We start from the raw sequence: 17,597 nt of genomic DNA, 5'->3' as shown, positions 1-17,597 counted from the left end.
CCGTCACGCGATACTTTGAGTTCACAGCCAATTTCCGGGAACCCTTCAGGTCTTCACTCGGGAACTCCCACCACCCAGTCCCCGCAAGCCCGCCAAGCACCCCTCACCGCAGCGGCAACTGCGCAGCCAGCCGCGCTGCCGCCTCCTTCAGCACCGGGACCTGCCCCTCCAGGTCAGCGCGTTCACAGCGAAACATCGGGGCCGCCAAAGCCACCGCACCCAACAGGCAACCACCGGCGGTCACAACAGGCACGGCCACTGCCCCCATACCGACGTCGTGCTCCTCCCACTGGGAAGCCCACCCCCGAGTACGGGCCTGAGCCACCTCCTCCCGCAAGCGTTCCCGATCCACCAGAGAACCGGGGGTCCGCGGGGTGAGGTCAAGGGAGTTCAGCAGCTTTTCACGCTGCGCCTGTGGCGCAAACGCCAGAAGGGCCCGCCCCAGAGCGGATGTGTGCAGGGGCCCACGATCACCTGGATCAGTAGTGGTTCGGTACTGCGGACCATCCACCGTGTGCACCGTGAGGAAGTGATCGCCGTCCAACACGGCCAGTAGCGCACTCTCCCCCGTGCGCTCGGTGACGGTGCGCAGAACGGCGAGCGCGACGGCGTCGTACCCCCTTGCGCTGGCCACCCGCTGGCCGAGTTCAAAGACCCGCAGCCCCAAGTGATAGCGCTTGGTCACTGCATCCAATTCAACGTATTCAGCTTCCACCAAGGTGTTGAGTAGCCGGTAGGCGGTGCTGAATGGCAGGCCCGATTCCTGCGCCACCTCCCCCGCGGTGGCACCGTGCGGGTGCTCGCCCAGGAGCGAGAGCGCAGCAAGTCCCTTGTGAATGGTGCCCGAGGTCTGCCCCATGACAGCCGCCTTTCTTGTTCTAACGAACTTGCTATTCCCATGCCGCAGGTGAATTTCGCCCAGACGGCCACGCGTGGCCCATGCGCCCCGTACAGGACGCACTCCATGAACAATTCAAGCGCGTCATGTTCACAATGCGTACAAATTGGCACTTGACGTACACGTGTGACTCACATCATGCTTAGCGCGCAGTTATTCGGCAACTGTTGCCACATATTGGAAATCACGCTGGCACCAACTGTTGCAGACCCGCCCCCAGACATGAGGGACAGGCCCGCACCCTTGCTTGAAGGAAGTTCCCATGTCCGCCACCGCCGCCACCCCGGAAGCCGGGCGCCCGCAGAAGACACCCCGGAAGGCCGCCCTGGCGGCTTGGGTGGGCTCAGCCCTGGAGTATTACGACTTTGCGGTTTACGGCACCGCCGCTGCACTGGTGATCAACCACCTTTTCTTCCCGCCGGACTCATCCCCGGGCGTGGCCATCCTGCTCTCCATGTCCACCGTGGGCATCGCCTACGTGGTCCGCCCCCTGGGCGCGCTGATCATGGGGCCGCTGGGGGATCGTTACGGGCGCCGTTTTGTGATGATGTTGACCCTTTTCATGATGGGTGCCGCCACCTTTGTGGTGGGCTGCCTCCCCACGTACGACCAAATCGGCATGCTGGCCCCAGCACTGTTGGTGCTGTGCCGCATTGTGCAGGGCCTCTCCGCCTCCGGCGAGCAAGCCTCTGCCATCTCCGTGTCCCTGGAACATGCCAATGAGGAACACCGTGCGCTGACCACCAGCTGGACCCTGCAAGGCACCCAGTTCGGCACGTTGCTGGCCACGGCCGTGTTCATCCCCTTCACGTTGATTCTCACGGAAGAGCAGCTGTTCTCCTGGGGCTGGCGCATCCCCTTCTGGATGTCCGCCCTGGTGGTGGTGGCCGCCTACATCATTCGCCGCACTCTGGAAGAGCCCCCGCAGTTCAAGGAAACTGTGGCCCACAAGGACCAGTCCACGCCGCTTGGCCACTTGATTCGCTTCCACAAGGCAGCCGTGATCCGCATTGCCTGCGCTGCCATGATCAACACCGTGCTGATTGTGTTCCAGGTCTGGGCGCTGTCCTACGGCACGTCCGTGGTGGGCTTGGACCGCTCCACCATGCTGTTGGTGGCGGTGCTGGCCAACGGCGTGGCCTTGGGCGCCATCCCGCTGGCAGCCATGGTGGCCGATCGCATTGGACGCCGCCCCGTGTTCATTGCGGGAACCATTGGGTCCGCTGTGATGACTTACCCGTATCTGGCCGCCGTGTCCTCCGGGAACTGGACCCTGATTTTCCTGATCGGCGCCACCATGGCCGGGTTCTTCTACTCCATGGCCAACGGCATCTGGCCCTCCTTCTACTCGGAGATGTTCCCCACCCGGGTCCGGGTGACCGGCCTGGCCCTGGGCACGCAGATCGGCTTTGCCGTCTCCGGAGGTTTTGCACCGCTGGTGGCCTCCGCACTGGCCGGCGAGTCCGGAAGCAACTGGGTTGCGGTGGCCGTCATGGTCTCTTGCGCCTGCCTGATCTCCGGTGTGGCTGCATTCACCGCCACAGAAACCAAGGACCGTACCTTGGATCAGATCGACAACCTCCACACCTCCCGCACCGGGGCTCTGGTTCTGGGGGATCTCAGCACCAAACGCTGATCCTGTGGGCCTACTCTGGGTTCCATGACTCAAGAGCAGAGCCCTGTGACGGCACCCGTTCAACCGCTGGTCCTGGCAGTCGTGCAATCGCATGAACCCGCACCGGACCAGCGGTTGCTCGTTGGCAGGGATGGGTCCACCGTGGTGGCCCTGTCCCGTGACCTGGCCTGCGATCAGCAGCGGGCCTGGGACTTTCTCACGACGCCGGCGGGGCTGGCCGCATGGTCACCCTGCGTACCGGATCGCAGTTTGGCAGAGACCGGAGCGGCCACCATGCGGGAGAACCCCACCGATGACCCGGTGGACGGCACCGTGGAGGCCGCCCAAGCGCCGTCGTACCTGGTGCATCAGTGGGGTCCGGAACGGTTGGAGTGGCATCTGACGCCCACCGCCCAGGGCACTCGCTTGGAGCTGATCATGGACTGCACCTCGGCGGAGATGGCCGCGGCCTGCGGTGCCGGGTGGCATGTGTGCCTGGCGGTTCTGGAGGTTCTGGCCCGGGGAGAGCAGGCCGACCGCGTGGTGGGCTATGACGCCTTTGGTTACGGGTGGGAGGCCATGAACGCCTCTTACGCCGATCATGTGGAGCGGGCCCAGTGAGCGCCACACGCTCCGGGCAACCCACCAAGGCAGCCGCGATCGCCGATGCCACGGGCTTGCAGTGGGCGCGGTGGGCACAGATTCTCGACGACGCCGGTGGCGCCCAGCTGACTCACAAACAACTGGCCGAGGTGGCGTATGCAGCCATGCCGGCATCGGTGGACAACGGGGGCTGGTGGGCGCAAGCCGTGACCGTGGCCTACGAACAGTGGATCGGGCGCCGTGTCCCGGGCCAGGCCCATGACGGCACCTTCCAAGTTTCCGCCACGCGCACGGTTACCGGTGACATGCAGGAAGTCTTTGACCGCTGGTGCGCCTTGGCGGCTGACCTCACGCAGCTGGACGGGACAGAGGTCAAGGACGGCCCGCGCACCTCCGGCACGGCAAAACGTCTGCACTGGGGTGTGACCTTGGTGGATGGCAGCCGCGGCAGCGTGGACGTCAGCCAGAAGAGCGCGGACAAGGTGCTGGTGGCGGCCTCGCAGGTGAATCTGAAGGCTGCCGATCAGGTGGACCGGTGGCGTGCGGTCTGGAAGGACCAGCTCAAAGGCCTGTGAGGGCACCCGCCCTCGACCATCCAGTCCCGTTGCCCATAAGCACACATGGTCTGTTAACGGTTAAGGGTCTAACCTTTAACAAGGAGAGGCTGAGATGAAGGATCAACAGAGCGGGCCCGGACCGTCACCGTGGGCCACGCAATGGGAGCAACGGCCCTGGAACGGTGGGACAACCCGAACGGAACCCATGTCCAGGCGGATGCAATTGCGCTCACGCGGACCGTATGACGCCTGCATTCCGGTCCCATTGGCGCAGATGAAGATTGACCTGCCCGCAGAAGTCACAGCTGAATCCGAAGACGCCCTGACTGAGATCATCAGATTCGACGCCGAATTGGCCACTGCCCTCCCTGTGCCAGAGCGCGGGCACCAGCAGTTGGCCCCTTTGTCAGCTGTGCTGCTTCGCACGGAATCCGCATCCTCGTCACAGATCGAGAAGATCACAGCGGGAGCAAAAGCACTGGCCCTGGCCAGTATTGGGGCTTCCAGCGGGCCCAACGCACGCCTGGTGGTGGCCAATGTGGCCGCAATGGAAGCCGCACTGGAGCTGTCTCAGAACCTCTCCGAGGATTCCATCAAGGCGGCGCATGCCGCGTTACTGGATGGCCAGGAGGCACTGGATCCTGGACGGTATCGGAGCCAACAGGTATGGATCGGGGGATCAGCTCCCACCCCGCACACCGCGACCTTTGTTCCTCCGCATCCGGACCGGGTGCCGGCAGCCATGAGCGACTTGCTGCGTTTCATCCGCCGGACAGATGTCCCCGTTTTGACGCATGCAGCGCTGGCCCATGCTCAGTTTGAGACCATCCACCCTTTTGCCGACGGCAACGGCCGAACGGGCCGGGCCCTCATCCACGCCATGCTGCACTCCGCTGGTCGAACAAACAGCCTGACCATCCCGGTTTCTGCCGGGTTGCTCAGCAATACGTCCGCCTACTTTGCGGCACTGATGGATTTTCGCAACGGTGACCCCGCACCAGTGGTTCAACAACTGGCTCGTGCAGGTTTCAAAGGTGTCCACAACGGGCGACTCTTGGCACAGGACATCCTGGACATGCACGGCACTTGGCAGGATCGGGTCAGGTCCCGCCGCGGCGCCAGCGTGTGGGCGTTGTTACCGTTGCTGATTGCCCAACCGGCAATCACCACAGCTTTTGTGGTCAGCCAGCTGGAGATCAGCACCCCTGCCGCCCAAACCGCCATTGACCACCTGGTGGAGATCGGTGTTCTGCAACCAGTCAGTTCAGCCGCCCGGAATCGCGTGTGGGTTGCCGGGGAAGTCATTGCCGCACTGGATGCCTTCGGCAAGCGGGCCCGACGAGCCTGACCACCCAGCCGCGTTGCCCTGCAAGGACCGGACCGTCCAGCAGTGAGTTGTGCCGCCCGCTGATGGGCGGCACAACTCGACGCTCAGTGAGCGCTGGGCATGCAGCTCAGCGGCGCAGCCACACCGTGGTCTCCCCCGGCAGCATCCGGCCTTCCAAGGGTTGGCTGCCCACCACGACATCGCCGTCCTCCGGCAGCTCCACCGGCTCCGTGCCGAAATTGGTCACGGACTCCCAACCACCGGGACGCACCAGGTGCACCACGTGACCGCCGTTGAGTCCACCCCATTCCAGTTCCTCAGCAGACTGCAATGCCCGGCGAGCCGCCAGGGCTGAACGGTAGAGGTTCAGCGTTGACTCGCGGTCTTCGCTTTCGACGTCGGCGGCGTGATCGGCAAACCACGCCGGCTGCGGCAGATGTGCGCGGCCACCAAACCCAAAGTCATCTGCTGACTTCTCCCAGGGCAGTGGTACGCGGCAGCCGTCACGGCCCTGATCCTTGCCCGGGTTGCGGAAGAAGGAGGGGTCTTGGCGGTCGACGTCGTCAATCTCCACCACTTCATACAGCCCCAGCTCGGAGCCCTGGTAGATGTAGGCGGAGCCTGGGAGGGCCAGCACCAGGAGTTCAGCGGCACGGGCACGGCGCAGGCCGCGTTCCCGGTCCAGCAGGTCATCCGGGGAGCCCAAAAGCAGCCATTTCTTGGCGGCCACACTCAAATCGGTACCGCCGGAGGGCGTCAAGGGCCGTTCCTCCAGACGTCCCAGGAGGGCTTCCAGGTTCAGGCCGTAACGGGTGGGGTGACGGACGATGTCGTGATTGGAGAGCACCCACGTACTGGACGCCCCGCTGCGGTGAGCTTCATCCAGGTTCTTGGTGATGGCCGTGCGGAAGTCCTCAGCGGTGAACGGGACTTCCAACAGGTCAAAGCTGAAAGCCTGCCCCAACCCGTCCGGGCTGGCGTAGCGCGCCAACCGATCCGGGTGCACCCAGGCCTCTGCCACCGCAGTGCGGGGTGGGTTGTACTGGTTGAAAACCTCCCGCCATTCCGCGTAAATCTCATGCACTTCATCCCGGTCCCAGAACGGGTGAGCACCAAAGTTCTCAAACTCGTTGGGCAGCTGAGCGGTGTCCGTCAGCTCCTCCCCCAAGTCCTTGGCCAGAGCGTGGGCAACGTCAATCCGGAATCCATCCACTCCGCGATCCGCCCAGAAGCGGATGGTGGTCAGGAACTCCCGGTGAACATCCGGGTGATCCCAATTCCAGTCGGGCTGCTCACTGGCAAAAATGTGCATGTACCACTGCCCCGGCGTGCCATCCGGTTCGGTGACGCGAGTCCACGCCGGACCACCGAACAGGGACTGCCAATCAGATGGCGGCAGTTCCCCGTGCTCACCGCGGCCTTCGCGGAAAATGTAACGCTCCCGCTCCGGCGAACCTGGCCCGGCGGCAAGTGCGGCCTGGAACATCTCATGCAGGTTGGAGCTGTGGTTGGGCACAATGTCCACCACAACCTTGATCCGACGCTCATGCAGAGCCGTCACCATGGCGTCAAAGTCGTCCAGGGTGCCCAGGCGGGGATCAACGTTGCGGTAGTCATCCACGTCATAACCGCCATCTGCCAGCTGCGACGGATAGAACGGGCTCAGCCACACGGCGTCCACCCCCAGATCCCGCAGGTAATCGGCCTTGGCCGTCACACCTTTGATGTCGCCCAGACCATCCCCGTTGGCATCGTAAAAACTGCGGGGGTAAATCTGATAGACCACCGCCTGCCGCCACCAGTCGGGGCTTGCGAACAGGTCAGCGCGCTCGGCCTGTTCAGTTGCGGTGGAGGTGGCATCAGATGCGGTCAAGGGTGCACTCCTCATGGTGGTTGCAGGTCACGACGACGACGCCCCGAACAGCTCGGGGTGTCCCACCAGGCTATGGGCCAGACACGTCCAGGGGCCAGCCGTGAGGAGACAGGGATGTGCGCGCAGAAACACTGACACCCGTTCTCAGATCAGTGCTGCCGCTCCCCCCCTTCTGCCGAGTCCCCACCCCACCGCGAAATCACCGCCCGCAACGTGGGAACTCGGCGCATTAATGGGGAGTGAACGACTGGGTGCGAACCTCAGCCACCGTACGGGGGGATGGTGATGGATTCACCGGCCACAATTCGATCCGCGGAGGCCAGGTCGGAGTTGGCATTGACGATCTCATCAACGGAGACCCCGGAGCGCTCGGCGATCGAGCTCAGGGTATCCCCGGCCTGCACTGTGTAGTCACCTGCAGGGATGGAGCCAGCGGCGGAACCACCAGTGCCCTCAGCGCCACCGGAGCCCGCAGACCCGTCAGCGATTGAACCTTCGGCACCAGCACCGTCAGAGCCAGCGCCTGCACCACCTGCACCAGAACCGGCCCCATCAGCGCCGTCGGCAGAACCGTCCGCCCCGGTCCCGTCAGCACCCGTGCCATCAGCACCGGTCCCATCAGCACCGGTCCCACCAGCACCATCGGAACCAGCTACACCAGTGCCACCGTCAGCAGAACCGTCCGTTGCACCGTTGGTCATCGCAGCGGTGGCCCCACCCGTGGCACCGTCAGTGGCAGCATCGGTGGCGCCACCCGTTGCATCTGCGGTAGCGGTGTTGGTGGCTTGGGCCGTGGTGGTGGTTTCGGTGGCCGTGGCGTCACCACTGGCGTCGTCGTTTCCGCCGCCGCAACCAGCCAGTGCCAAGCCCAGGCCTACTGCCAGGGCAATCGGTGCGAGTCGAAGGTTTTTGCGTTCCATGGTCTCGACCTTTCGTCGTGAGTTCCACCGATTCGTCTCACCGCGGCCCCTGAGACCTGCATGACAAATCGATTGAGGACTGCCGTCCTCGGCCCACCCTAGTTGTCATGTGCAAATATGACCCGCATCACAGGTGAAAGGAAGTGGTGTGTCTTCTGATGCAACTTGGGTGGTCAAAGGCTGACAGGCAGGCATACGGTCGAAAGGTGACCACAGCCTCCCAGCACCAGTCCCTCCCAGCAGCCACTCAAGATCGCCACGGCACGGTGACAGTTCACGGCCATGCCGCAGCCGTTGCCGTGGCGCAGGATCCGCAGACCTTTTCCAATGCGGTCTCCCGCCACCTCCAGATCCCCAACGGTCTGGACGGGGCCGAGCACCGGCGGTACCGGGCCTTGATCGACCGCTATTTCACCCCGGAAGCCATGGCGGATTTTGCACCTGCGTGTCAAGCGGTTGCCCAACGCATTGCGGGCCAACTGCCGCTTGGCACGGTGTTCGACGCCGTGGAAGACCTGGGCATGCGGTTTGCGGTGGAAGCGCAGTCGGCGTGGCTGGGCTGGCCGGTTGAGCTCGCGGATTCCCTGGTGACGTGGGTCCGGGAGAATCAAGCAGCCACCCGCTCCGGTGACCCGGCACGCACCGCGCAGGTGGCCCGGGATTTTGACCGGATCATTCACAGCCTGATCGAGCCCCGCCGGAATTCGGATGGCTCCGCTGACCTCACGGACCAGTTGATTCACGACGACGCCGCCGGCCAACTGTCGGATGAATACATTGTGTCCATCCTGCGCAACTGGACTGGCGGGGATCTGGCCTCGATTGCCCAGTGCACTGGAGTGATCCTGCATCACTTGGCGCACAACCCCCGCATCAGCGCACGGATTGCGCAGGGGGTATCTGATGCTGAGGTGGATGCCATGGTGGAGGAGTTCCTGCGGATCGAGGACCCTTTTGTGTCCAACAGACGTGTGGCCACCCAGGACACCCACATTGCCGGATGCCCCGTTCCCAGCGGCACGCGTGTGGTGATCAACTGGGCTGATGCCAACCGTGACCCGGAGGTTTTTGCGGACCCGTATGCCTTTGATCCACACGGAAATGCTGCCGCCAACCTGGTCTACGGGATCGGTCCGCACGTGTGCCCGGGGCGGCCACTGGCCCGCCTGGAGTTACGAGAGTTGACTCGCGCAGTTCTTGCCGTGGGAACACCCCAACCAGCCGGGGACTCCGCGCGGGAGGAGGCTCCCATGGGAGGTTTCCGCACCGTGCCTGTGGTCTTGACCTGACGGAAAGCACGGGCATGTGGGCTCACAGGACTCAGCGCTGACCGTGCTCCAACACAATGATGGCCACCTGCACTCTGTTGGTCACATCCAGCTTGGTGAAGATCCTTGCCACATGCGTTTTCACGGTGGTGATGGACAGGAACATCTCCTCCGCGATCTCAGTGTTGGTTAGCCCGCGCGCCACGGCGTCGGCAATCTCCCGCTCACGTTCGCTCAGTGCATCCAAAGGATTGGGACCAGCCGCAGCCGACGACGTCGTGACCTCCGCAGCCCCGCTGACTTCACCTTCCAGTGGCTCACCGCTGTCAGGCGGCCCGGCATCAAATCCGGGCCGCCGCCCGTGGGCCGTGGCCACGGCAATCAGCCGGGACAGCACCGACGGGGACACGCTGGAGGTCCCCTGGGCCGCGTCCTGCACCGCTTGCACCAGTTGCCGCGGCGGGGTGTCTTTCAGGAGAAAACCCAGTGCTCCAGCCTCCAGGGCCTCCAAAATGAAGGCATCCGTGTCAAAGGCCGTGAGCATCAACACCTGCGGGGCCTCCGGAAACTCCCGAACCGCCCGGCATCCGTGAATGCCGTCCGTACCGGGCATCCGAATGTCCATGAGCACCACATCTGGGCGCAGTGCCCGGGCTTGCTCGGCTGCCTCAGCCCCATTTCCGGCCTCACCCACCACGCGAATGTTCTCCGCACCGTCCAGAATGAGTCGCAGGCCGGTGCGCATGAGGGCTTCGTCGTCCACCAGAAGCACTCGGATCTGCCCGGAGTCTGCCTGAGTGGGTTCAGAACTGCCTTGTGAAGCGGTATGTGTGGACTCGGCATTGTTCAGCTGCGGCATGGGACGGAGGCCTCCAGTCGAAACTCGGTTGCGGTTTTGGTGGTCTTGACGTTACCGCCCAAGGCCTTGGCACGTTCCTCCAGGCCGATCAGTCCAAAACCACTGCTGAGGCTTTGCCCGGGATGATCCAGCCCGGTGAGTGGATTGGTCACGGTCAACTCCACGGTGTTCTCATCCCCACCCCACTCAACCCGCACTGGTGCACCGGGGGCGTGCTTGACCGCATTGGTCAGCGCCTCCTGCAGCATGCGGTACAGCGTGCGGGAGGTGGTGTCCGGCAAAGTACCTGCCGCTGGACCGGCCACGGTGGAGTCCACGCGCACGCCGGTGGCGCGAACCTCCGCCAACAAACCATCCAATTGGGTGAGATCCGGCTCCGGGCGGGTGTCCGCAGGATCATCGCGCAACACATCCAGGACGGTACGCAGCTCAGCCGAAGCCGTGGCAGCCGTCTGCTGGACCAGCCGGGCCGTGGAACGCACCGTCTCCCGGTCCAAATCCTCCCGATAATCCAGAGCTCCCGCATAAGTACTGATCAAGGCCAGCCTGTGGGAGAGGGTGTCGTGCATTTCGCGGGCAATCCGGGTCCGCTCCTCAGCGCGGGTTTTTTCAGCGCGCGCCTGTTCGGCTCGAATCACCGCTTGCGCCTCCCTTTGGGCGAACGCCGCCTCCGAACGCAATGCCCTGATTTGCCGACGCCGCGACCACCGCAGCAAACCAATCACGATGGGCAATGCGGTCATGGCCAGGTACAACGCAAACACCAAGGCGACTTCCCAGAACACGGAAGAGCTGGGTGTCACCACAAAACTCAGGACAATGGAGAGCACTGCCACCGGGGGAATCCAGTAGATCCAACGCCGGATACCCCGCGAACTGATGGAGATGACGGCAATGAACCACGCTGGGAACGCAGCGGCGGAGGTTGCCACCAACATCCCGATGATCAAGGCCACCACCAACGCGGAGGTCGGTTCTTTGAGGTGATGGATGGAACGGTCCCGCCCGGGGTCCAACACCCCAGACTCTGGGGCACGGCGTAAGGCGAAGGGCAGCAGCACCACGGCCACCACTCCCACGCCCACATCCAGAATCATCCTCCACATCAGCTCGCTTTCGGAGTACGGAAAATCAGCGAACTCCGGATCACCACTGGCCAAGCCAAGACTGAACAACCCATACAGGCCCACTGAAAGCACGGGGCCCAGGAAGAAAGCCAGCGCAGTCAACACCGCGACCACCGCGCCGCGGGGCATCCCCGAGCTCTCCGGCTGGTGGCTTGAGCTGAACGGTGGCCGGGTTGGGCTGGCTGCCGGGTGGCCTGGGCTGGTAGTTGGCGTACCTGAGCTGATCGGTGGCTGGGCCTGAGCTTCCCCACCGGTTTCCGCGGCCTTGGACCACGGAGCGTGCTCCACATCAGATGTCATGACGCCAGATTAGGCGCCCGGCCGTCACTCGCGCGTCCTCCGCAAGCAGGATGCCTGCTGGCCGGAAGCATGAGAATCATCAGCCTCTGGGTCAGCCGCTCACATGGCCGGGAACTGCGTACCAGTGGCGGCCTGGGCAAACTCCCAGAACACGTCCGCCAACTCAGGGTTGGAGGCATGGGCTGATCTTCCCACCAACGACGGCGCCCCCTTCATTTCCCCCCGCCCGTCCGGCCCCACGTAGCTGCACTCGGGCAGATCCCTGGTGGCTGCCACCAGAATGTTCTGCGCACCGTCCTGAGCAGACTGTCCACCAAAGATGGCAGCCGCTCCCACCAGTCCGCTGACCACCTTCCACGAGGTTTGATTCTGCAAGTTGGTGTGCGCCCAACCGGGGTGGGCCAACTGGACGGCGGGGTGGGCGTCGTCGTCGTTCAAGCGATGTGCAGCCGGTGTACGGGCGCTCGTGGGGATCACGGCGGCGGGAGGTGTGCGTGCCAGCCTGCGGGACAAACCCAACCCCCACAACATCCCAGCCAGTTTGGACTGGCCGTACCCCACCTGGAAGGAGAACTTGCGCCGAGTGAAGTGGGGGTCCGCAAAATCCATCCGGGTCCAGCGGTGGGCACCGGAGCCCACAATCACAATGCGGTCTTTGACCAGCGGCAATATCAAGTTGGTGAACGCAAAAGGGCCCAGAGCATTGGTGCCGAGCATCAGCTCAAAGCCATCAACCGTCTCCCGCCGCTGACCGGACACCGTTCCCGCATTGTTCACCACAACATCCACGGGCTCGGTCACAGCCGCGGCGGCTGCACGCACGGAAGCCAGATCGGCCAGGTCAAGTGGCACCACGGAGGCGTCACTGAGCCCCCGGGCCACCTGCTGACCGCGTTCTACATCACGCACTGCAAGGAGCACTCGCGCACCCGCTGAAGCAGCTGACTGAGCCACTTCACGACCCAGTCCGTTGGTGGCACCGGTGACCAGCCAGGTCCGTCCCGATTGGTCCGGGAGGCTCAGCGGTGGCAAAGAGTTACGCACAAGTCCAGAGTATGGCCGATCAGGCCATACTTCAGCGACCCCAAGCCTCCCGCAAGACTGCCAAGGAATCCTCCGCAAGTTCCGCCGTGGAACCCACCGGTGCAACTATCAGCTCATCTGCCTGCGAGCGCTGGGCGAACTGCTCCAGGTAGGTCTTGACCGCGGCACCATCGCCCACTGCGGTGTATTTGAGCATGTGCAAGATCTGCTGACCGGCAGCGGAGTGCATGACAAGATCCAACTCATCGTCAGTGAGCGTGCGGCCCCGCCCCGCCATGAGCTTGACGCGATTACGGCGGTACCACTCGTTCTCCGCCACGGCAACATTGGGGTCACGGTGTGCCACCACGTTGACCGCCGCCATCATGTACGGCTCAGACAGCTGCTCGGAAGGCTCGAACTCCGCTCGGTACACCTCCGCAGCCTGTTCCAAAGCGTCCGGGGCAAAGTGGGAGGCAAAGGCGTACGGCAGACCGAAGGCGGCCGCCAGTCGAGCCCCGAACAGGGAGGACCCCAGGATGTAGAGCGGAACGTTGGTGCCGGCACCCGGAATTGCGCGGATACCTGGAATCTTGGACTCATCCCGCAAGTAACCCTGCAGTTCCTTGACGTCTGCGGGGAACTCTTCTGCGGCACGCGGATCACGCCGCATGGCCCGCACCGCCACCTGATCCGTTCCGGGCGCGCGGCCCAATCCAAGGTCAATGCGATTGGGGTGCAATTCCGCCAGAGTTCCGAACTGTTCGGCAATGGTCAGCGGTGAGTGGTTGGGCAGCATCACACCACCGGAACCCAAACGAATCGTGGTGGTCTGGGTGGCAACGTGTGCGATCAGCACGGCGGGCGCAGCCGAAGCAATCGCGCCCATGTTGTGGTGTTCGGTGTACCAAACACGGGTGTAGCCCAGCTTTTCTGCCACCTGCGCCAGACTCACGGACTCTTGGAAGGCCTCCCCCACGGAGTGATCCGGACGAACGGTGGCAAAATCAAGAACGGACAGCGGCAAAGCCATGACAGTAGACCTTTCACGGACTGGATCGGGCCCGCGGGTACCCCACGGGTGTTACCTGACCTTTACAGCCACGCTCCACCCGCGGAGATTCCCGACGCCGCCCGGTCCCCCTGTGATCTTGCTGTCAGCGAATCTGAGCCTCGGCCAGCTTTGGCCGGCAACCGGCTGTGCTCGTCAGCCGATTGTGGCCATCAGCCAGCCGCACCCGTCAACCGATGGTGACTATCCACCAGTTTTTGGTCATCAGCCACCGTGAGAGTTACTTCTGCAGCGCGCCGCCGTAGATTTCGTCAATGATCTCCTGGTTGTTGGTCAGCACATGGCGACGCCGCAGCTTCATGGACGGAGTCAAGGTGCCGTCCGTTTCGGAGAAATCATGGTCCAGGATGCGGAACTCCCGGATCTGTTCCGCGCGGGACACATTGTCATTGGCCTTGGTGATGGCTTCCTGAACAGCCTGTTTGACATTGTTGTCCTGGATGGCCTGCTCAACGGTCAAGCTGCTGTCCAGCCCGTGAGCTTCCAACCAGCCCGGAAGGGCCTCCTCATCCAGGGTGACCAGAGCGGCAATGAAGGGGCGGTTTTCCCCCACTGCAATGCACTGTGAAACCAGCGGATGAGCCCGGACCTGATCCTCCAAGACCACCGGACTGACGTTCTTGCCGCCGGCGGTGACAATGAGCTCCTTGATGCGGCCGGTGATGCGCAGATAGCCGTCCTCATCCAGGCTGCCCAGGTCGCCGGTCTTGAACCAACCATCCTCGTCAAAGGTCTCCCGGGTCTTTTCCTCATTGCGCCAGTAGCCATTCATCACACAGATGCCCTTGGCCAGGACTTCGCCGTCGTCGGAAATCTTGACCGCATTGCCGGGCAGGGGGGTTCCCACCGAGCCGATCTTGATCTTCTGGACCGTGTTGACCGTGATGGGTGCGGTGGTTTCGGTCAGGCCGTAGCCCTCCAGAACCAACAGGCCGATGCCGTGGAAGAAGTGTCCCAGTCGCTCGCCCAGCGGCCCGCCACCGGAGACCGCATACTCCACCTGGCCACCCATGGCTGCGCGGAGTTTGCCGTAGACCAGCTTGTCGAACAGCTTGTGCTGCAACTTCAGGGCCAGGGGCACCTTGCCCGCTTCATCAGCGCGGGACCATTCAATGGCCACATTGGCCGCCCGGTTGAAGATCTTGCCCTTGCCTTCGCCCTCGGCCTTTTGCTGGGCGGAGTTGTAGACCTTCTCGAACACACGCGGAACCACCAGCAGGAAGGTGGGCTGGAAGGATTTGAGATCACCCAGCAGATCCTTGATGTCAGCAGTGTGCGCCACATTCACCCCGGCGCCCACGGCCATGACCTCAATGAAGCGGGCAAACACGTGGGCCAGCGGCAAGAACATGACCGTCTTGGCGCCCTCGTGCACGGGTTCCTTCATGGCCGCAGCTGCATTGTCCGCCAGCTCCACAAAGTTCCCGTGGGTCAGCTCACAGCCCTTGGGTCGTCCGGTGGTGCCCGAGGTGTAAATGATGGTGGCCAGATCATCCAGATTGGCCAGCTGGCGGCGTCGTTCAATCTCTTCATCCGGAACGTCCACGCCACCTTGGCGGAGATGATCCATACCGCCTTCATCCATGCACCACACGCTGTGAACGTGGGACAGGTCCTCGTTGTGGGCAGCCCGTTGCCACACACCCTTGTGCGCTTCCGTCTCCACCACCAGGGCCACGGCACCGGAATCGGACAGGTTCCACGCCAGCTGAGTGGGCGCGGAAGATTCGTAGACGGGAACCACCACGCCACCGGCAAACCAGATGGCAAAGTCCAGCAGGGACCATTCCAGTCGGTTCTTGGACATCAGAGCCACGCGGTCCCCGGGCTCCACGCCGGCTGCCACCAGGCCCTTGGCCAGGGAAATCACATCCGCCATGACCTTGCTGGCCGGGATGGATTCCCATTGGTCAGGGCCCACCTTCTTGGAAAACAGCGCTGGATCGCTGGACTTACGCGCATTGCGCACCATCAGATCGGTCGTATTGGTACTGGGCGGTGTCTCCACCAGTAGTGGCAAGCTGATCTCGCGCAAGGGTGCTCCTTGGATCGGGGGCGGTGGCTGCTCAGACGGTGGATCACCGCCGTCGCAGGCCGCGCGCTCCCACTGAGCGCACGGCAGGCCACCGTGATTGACGTGCCGTGACCGTTGAGGACAACCACCGCGCGTCAAAGGACGTCCTACAAATCTAGGGCATTGTGAGTACGGTCACAAAGTGACCTGTTGCTGCCCATGGCGGACATTGCCACGCATCAGATGGGGTCACGGGCGACACATGGGCGAATTGGCGCCACAAAAATTGGTTCGGGCGTGGTTGGCTGTTAGTTTTTTGACACCGTTCCCCAAAAGTGAGGTTCACCACATGTCATCACCCAGTGCAAGTTCCAGCCCGCCCACGGCGGAACACCAAGTGGCCGTGACCGACGGCAAACAAACCCCCGCCAACCAAACCGGCAAACTGTGGCTCTTCCGCCTGCTCGGTGTGGTGGCGTTTTTCCTGGTCTGGTTCCTTCTGGGCACCACCGACCTCTCCAACGATGCTCGCACAGTGGGAGCCATCGGCTCCCTCATGGCCGTCTGGTGGATGACCGAAGCAATGCCGCTTCCCGTCACCTCCCTGATGCCCATTGTGTTGTTCCCCGTCCTCACTGAGATCACCCCGGCAGAGGCCACCACGCCTTACGCCAACCCGATTGTCTTCCTGTTCCTGGGGGGCTTCCTCATTGCCATTGCCATGCAGAAGTGGAACCTCCACCGCCGTATTGCTCTGCTCACGCTGCGCGCGGTGGGCACTCAACCGCGTCAAATCATCTTGGGCATGATGATCGCCACGGCGTTCCTGTCCATGTGGGTTTCCAACACCGCCACCACCTTGATGATGTTGCCCATCGGTTTGAGCGTGCTGACCCTGGTGGTGGAAAACAGCCAGAAGCAGGGCAAGGCCGAGGACGTGGACACGGCCTCCATCACCACCGATCTCACCGCCACGGAAACCCTCAGCGAGGTCATCGACAATCCGGACATCCGTAAGTTCGGTGTGGCCCTGGTGCTCTCCATCGCGTGGGCAGCAACCATCGGCGGCTTGGGCACCCTGCTGGGCAGCCCGCCCAACGCCATCGTGGCCGGTTACATCAGCGAGGAACTGGGGCAAACCGTCGGCTTTGCCCAGTGGATGATCCTGGCCGTGCCGATCGTCGTCGTTTTCATTGGCATCTCCTGGTTCCTGATCACCCATGTGGTGTTCCGCTTCAATCTCAAAGAGATCCCCGGTGGCAAGCAGCTGATCCAGAAGGAAATCAACGATCTTGGGCGCATGACCCAGGGCGAATGGGTGGTGCTGGCTGTTTTTGTGGCCGCTGCATTCTTCTGGATCGTGCCCGGCATCCTGGCCGGTATCCCGGAGATCGGCGACAGCGAAAGCTGGGCCTTCCTGGGCCGCTTCAATGACACCGTGATCGCCATTGCAGCCGGCGTGCTGCTGTTCCTGATCCCCGGGGACAAGCGCGGCAACATGACCCTGAAGTGGAAGGACGCAGAGGAAGGTCTGCCCTGGGGCGTTCTGCTGCTGTTCGGCGGTGGCCTGTCTCTGGCCGCAGCCGTTGCTGCCACCGGCCTGGATGCCTGGTTCGGCGACCAGGTGGGCGGCCTGGGTGCCCTACCCCTGGTGGTTCTCCTGGCGGTAGTGGTGGGCATTGTCCTGCTGCTGACGGAAATCACCTCCAACACCGCAACTGCGGCGGCCTTCATCCCCATCCTGGGCGGTGTGGCCATCGGCTTGGGAATCGACCCGATCACCCTGCTGATTCCGGCCGCACTTGCCGCCACCTGCGCCTTCATGCTGCCCGTTGGTACTCCCCCCAACGCCATCGTGTTTGCGTCCGGGCATGTGAAGATCGCGGAAATGATCCGCGGCGGCATTGTGCTCAACGTGGTGGGCATTGTGCTCATCACCCTGTTCACCGTTCTGCTCGGCCCTCTGGCCTTCGGGATGGTGTTCTGAGACCCTCCAGCTGACGCGGCTTCCGCCGGCGTCGGCACTGAGTACGCAAATCGCCACGAAACGGACTGTTTCGTGGCGATTTGCGTACTCACCGCCGCAGTCTGGCCTCCCACCGCCATGGAACCTGAGCCACCCAGTTGCCTGTGACCGCAAG

Annotated in this window: 14 protein-coding genes; 6 read left to right on the top strand and 8 right to left on the bottom strand. The window is 63.3% G+C overall.

The window, feature by feature from the left end; translation table 11 throughout:
• Window positions 1–103 precede the first annotated feature (103 nt).
• Window positions 104–859, bottom strand: coding sequence for an IclR family transcriptional regulator (locus tag Q4G32_RS05040; protein WP_303349690.1), 756 nt, complete (start codon window positions 857–859; stop codon window positions 104–106).
• A gap of 301 nt (window positions 860–1,160) precedes the next feature.
• Here Q4G32_RS05040 and Q4G32_RS05035 point away from each other — a divergent pair, with 301 nt between their 5' ends.
• The 4 genes from Q4G32_RS05035 (at window position 1,161) to Q4G32_RS05020 (ending at window position 5,021) form a co-directional block, all read left to right on the top strand.
• Complete coding sequence (locus Q4G32_RS05035; protein WP_303349688.1) at window positions 1,161–2,534, top strand: MFS transporter; 1,374 nt, start codon at window positions 1,161–1,163, stop codon at window positions 2,532–2,534.
• Window positions 2,535–2,558: 24 nt separating this feature from the next.
• Window positions 2,559–3,134 carry an SRPBCC domain-containing protein gene (locus Q4G32_RS05030; RefSeq protein ID WP_303349687.1) on the top strand — a complete coding sequence of 192 codons (576 nt, stop codon included), beginning with the start codon at window positions 2,559–2,561 and terminating at the stop codon, window positions 3,132–3,134.
• Window positions 3,131–3,691, top strand: coding sequence for a hypothetical protein (locus Q4G32_RS05025; protein WP_303349685.1), 561 nt, complete (start codon window positions 3,131–3,133; stop codon window positions 3,689–3,691). Before Q4G32_RS05030 ends, Q4G32_RS05025 begins: the two co-directional genes overlap by 4 nt.
• 94 nt (window positions 3,692–3,785) lie before the next feature.
• Window positions 3,786–5,021 carry a Fic family protein gene (locus Q4G32_RS05020; protein ID WP_303349684.1) on the top strand — a complete coding sequence of 412 codons (1,236 nt, stop codon included), beginning with the start codon at window positions 3,786–3,788 and terminating at the stop codon, window positions 5,019–5,021.
• A gap of 106 nt (window positions 5,022–5,127) precedes the next feature.
• Here the strand turns inward: Q4G32_RS05020 and Q4G32_RS05015 are convergent, their stop codons facing one another.
• Window positions 5,128–6,888: a glycoside hydrolase family 13 protein gene (locus tag Q4G32_RS05015; protein WP_441327464.1), complete on the bottom strand. Its 1,761-nt coding sequence runs from the start codon at window positions 6,886–6,888 to the stop codon at window positions 5,128–5,130.
• Window positions 6,889–7,133: 245 nt separating this feature from the next.
• Entirely contained in the window at window positions 7,134–7,793 is a 660-nt protein-coding gene (locus Q4G32_RS05010; protein ID WP_303349683.1) for a LysM peptidoglycan-binding domain-containing protein, read from the bottom strand.
• A 206-nt stretch (window positions 7,794–7,999) separates the two neighbouring features.
• Between Q4G32_RS05010 and Q4G32_RS05005 the strand changes: the two genes are divergently transcribed.
• Complete coding sequence (locus Q4G32_RS05005) at window positions 8,000–9,082, top strand: cytochrome P450 (protein WP_303349682.1); 1,083 nt, start codon at window positions 8,000–8,002, stop codon at window positions 9,080–9,082.
• A gap of 31 nt (window positions 9,083–9,113) precedes the next feature.
• Here the strand turns inward: Q4G32_RS05005 and Q4G32_RS05000 are convergent, their stop codons facing one another.
• From Q4G32_RS05000 to Q4G32_RS04980, 5 genes are all read right to left on the bottom strand, one after another.
• Entirely contained in the window at window positions 9,114–9,920 is an 807-nt protein-coding gene (locus Q4G32_RS05000) for a response regulator transcription factor (protein WP_303349680.1), read from the bottom strand.
• A complete protein-coding gene (locus Q4G32_RS04995; RefSeq protein WP_303349679.1) occupies window positions 9,908–11,347 on the bottom strand; it encodes a sensor histidine kinase in 1,440 nt (479 codons plus the stop codon). The genes Q4G32_RS05000 and Q4G32_RS04995 overlap by 13 nt, the downstream gene beginning before the upstream one ends.
• 99 nt (window positions 11,348–11,446) lie before the next feature.
• Window positions 11,447–12,391, bottom strand: coding sequence for an SDR family NAD(P)-dependent oxidoreductase (locus Q4G32_RS04990; RefSeq protein ID WP_303349676.1), 945 nt, complete (start codon window positions 12,389–12,391; stop codon window positions 11,447–11,449).
• A 31-nt stretch (window positions 12,392–12,422) separates the two neighbouring features.
• Window positions 12,423–13,403: an LLM class flavin-dependent oxidoreductase gene (locus tag Q4G32_RS04985; protein ID WP_303349674.1), complete on the bottom strand. Its 981-nt coding sequence runs from the start codon at window positions 13,401–13,403 to the stop codon at window positions 12,423–12,425.
• A 259-nt stretch (window positions 13,404–13,662) separates the two neighbouring features.
• Entirely contained in the window at window positions 13,663–15,477 is a 1,815-nt protein-coding gene (locus Q4G32_RS04980; protein ID WP_303349672.1) for an AMP-dependent synthetase/ligase, read from the bottom strand.
• A 328-nt stretch (window positions 15,478–15,805) separates the two neighbouring features.
• Here Q4G32_RS04980 and Q4G32_RS04975 point away from each other — a divergent pair, with 328 nt between their 5' ends.
• Window positions 15,806–17,443 carry an SLC13 family permease gene (locus Q4G32_RS04975; protein WP_303349670.1) on the top strand — a complete coding sequence of 546 codons (1,638 nt, stop codon included), beginning with the start codon at window positions 15,806–15,808 and terminating at the stop codon, window positions 17,441–17,443.
• The last annotated feature ends 154 nt before the right edge of the window (window positions 17,444–17,597 follow it).

This window comes from Kocuria sp. (genome assembly GCF_030538595.1).
Lineage (GTDB): Bacteria > Actinomycetota > Actinomycetes > Actinomycetales > Micrococcaceae > Kocuria.
Note: the sequence above shows the minus strand (reverse complement) of the source record. Positions and strands in the feature narration are given on the sequence as shown.

Coding starts and splice junctions, on each gene's coding strand:
- Q4G32_RS05040 (WP_303349690.1), bottom strand. CDS start 859: ATGGGGCAGACCTCGGGCACCATTCACAAGGGACTTGCTGCGCTCTCG.
- Q4G32_RS05035 (WP_303349688.1), top strand. CDS start 1,161: ATGTCCGCCACCGCCGCCACCCCGGAAGCCGGGCGCCCGCAGAAGACA.
- Q4G32_RS05030 (WP_303349687.1), top strand. CDS start 2,559: ATGACTCAAGAGCAGAGCCCTGTGACGGCACCCGTTCAACCGCTGGTC.
- Q4G32_RS05020 (WP_303349684.1), top strand. CDS start 3,786: ATGAAGGATCAACAGAGCGGGCCCGGACCGTCACCGTGGGCCACGCAA.
- Q4G32_RS05015 (WP_441327464.1), bottom strand. CDS start 6,888: ATGAGGAGTGCACCCTTGACCGCATCTGATGCCACCTCCACCGCAACT.
- Q4G32_RS05010 (WP_303349683.1), bottom strand. CDS start 7,793: ATGGAACGCAAAAACCTTCGACTCGCACCGATTGCCCTGGCAGTAGGC.
- Q4G32_RS05000 (WP_303349680.1), bottom strand. CDS start 9,920: ATGCCGCAGCTGAACAATGCCGAGTCCACACATACCGCTTCACAAGGC.
- Q4G32_RS04995 (WP_303349679.1), bottom strand. CDS start 11,347: ATGACATCTGATGTGGAGCACGCTCCGTGGTCCAAGGCCGCGGAAACC.
- Q4G32_RS04985 (WP_303349674.1), bottom strand. CDS start 13,403: ATGGCTTTGCCGCTGTCCGTTCTTGATTTTGCCACCGTTCGTCCGGAT.
- Q4G32_RS04975 (WP_303349670.1), top strand. CDS start 15,806: ATGTCATCACCCAGTGCAAGTTCCAGCCCGCCCACGGCGGAACACCAA.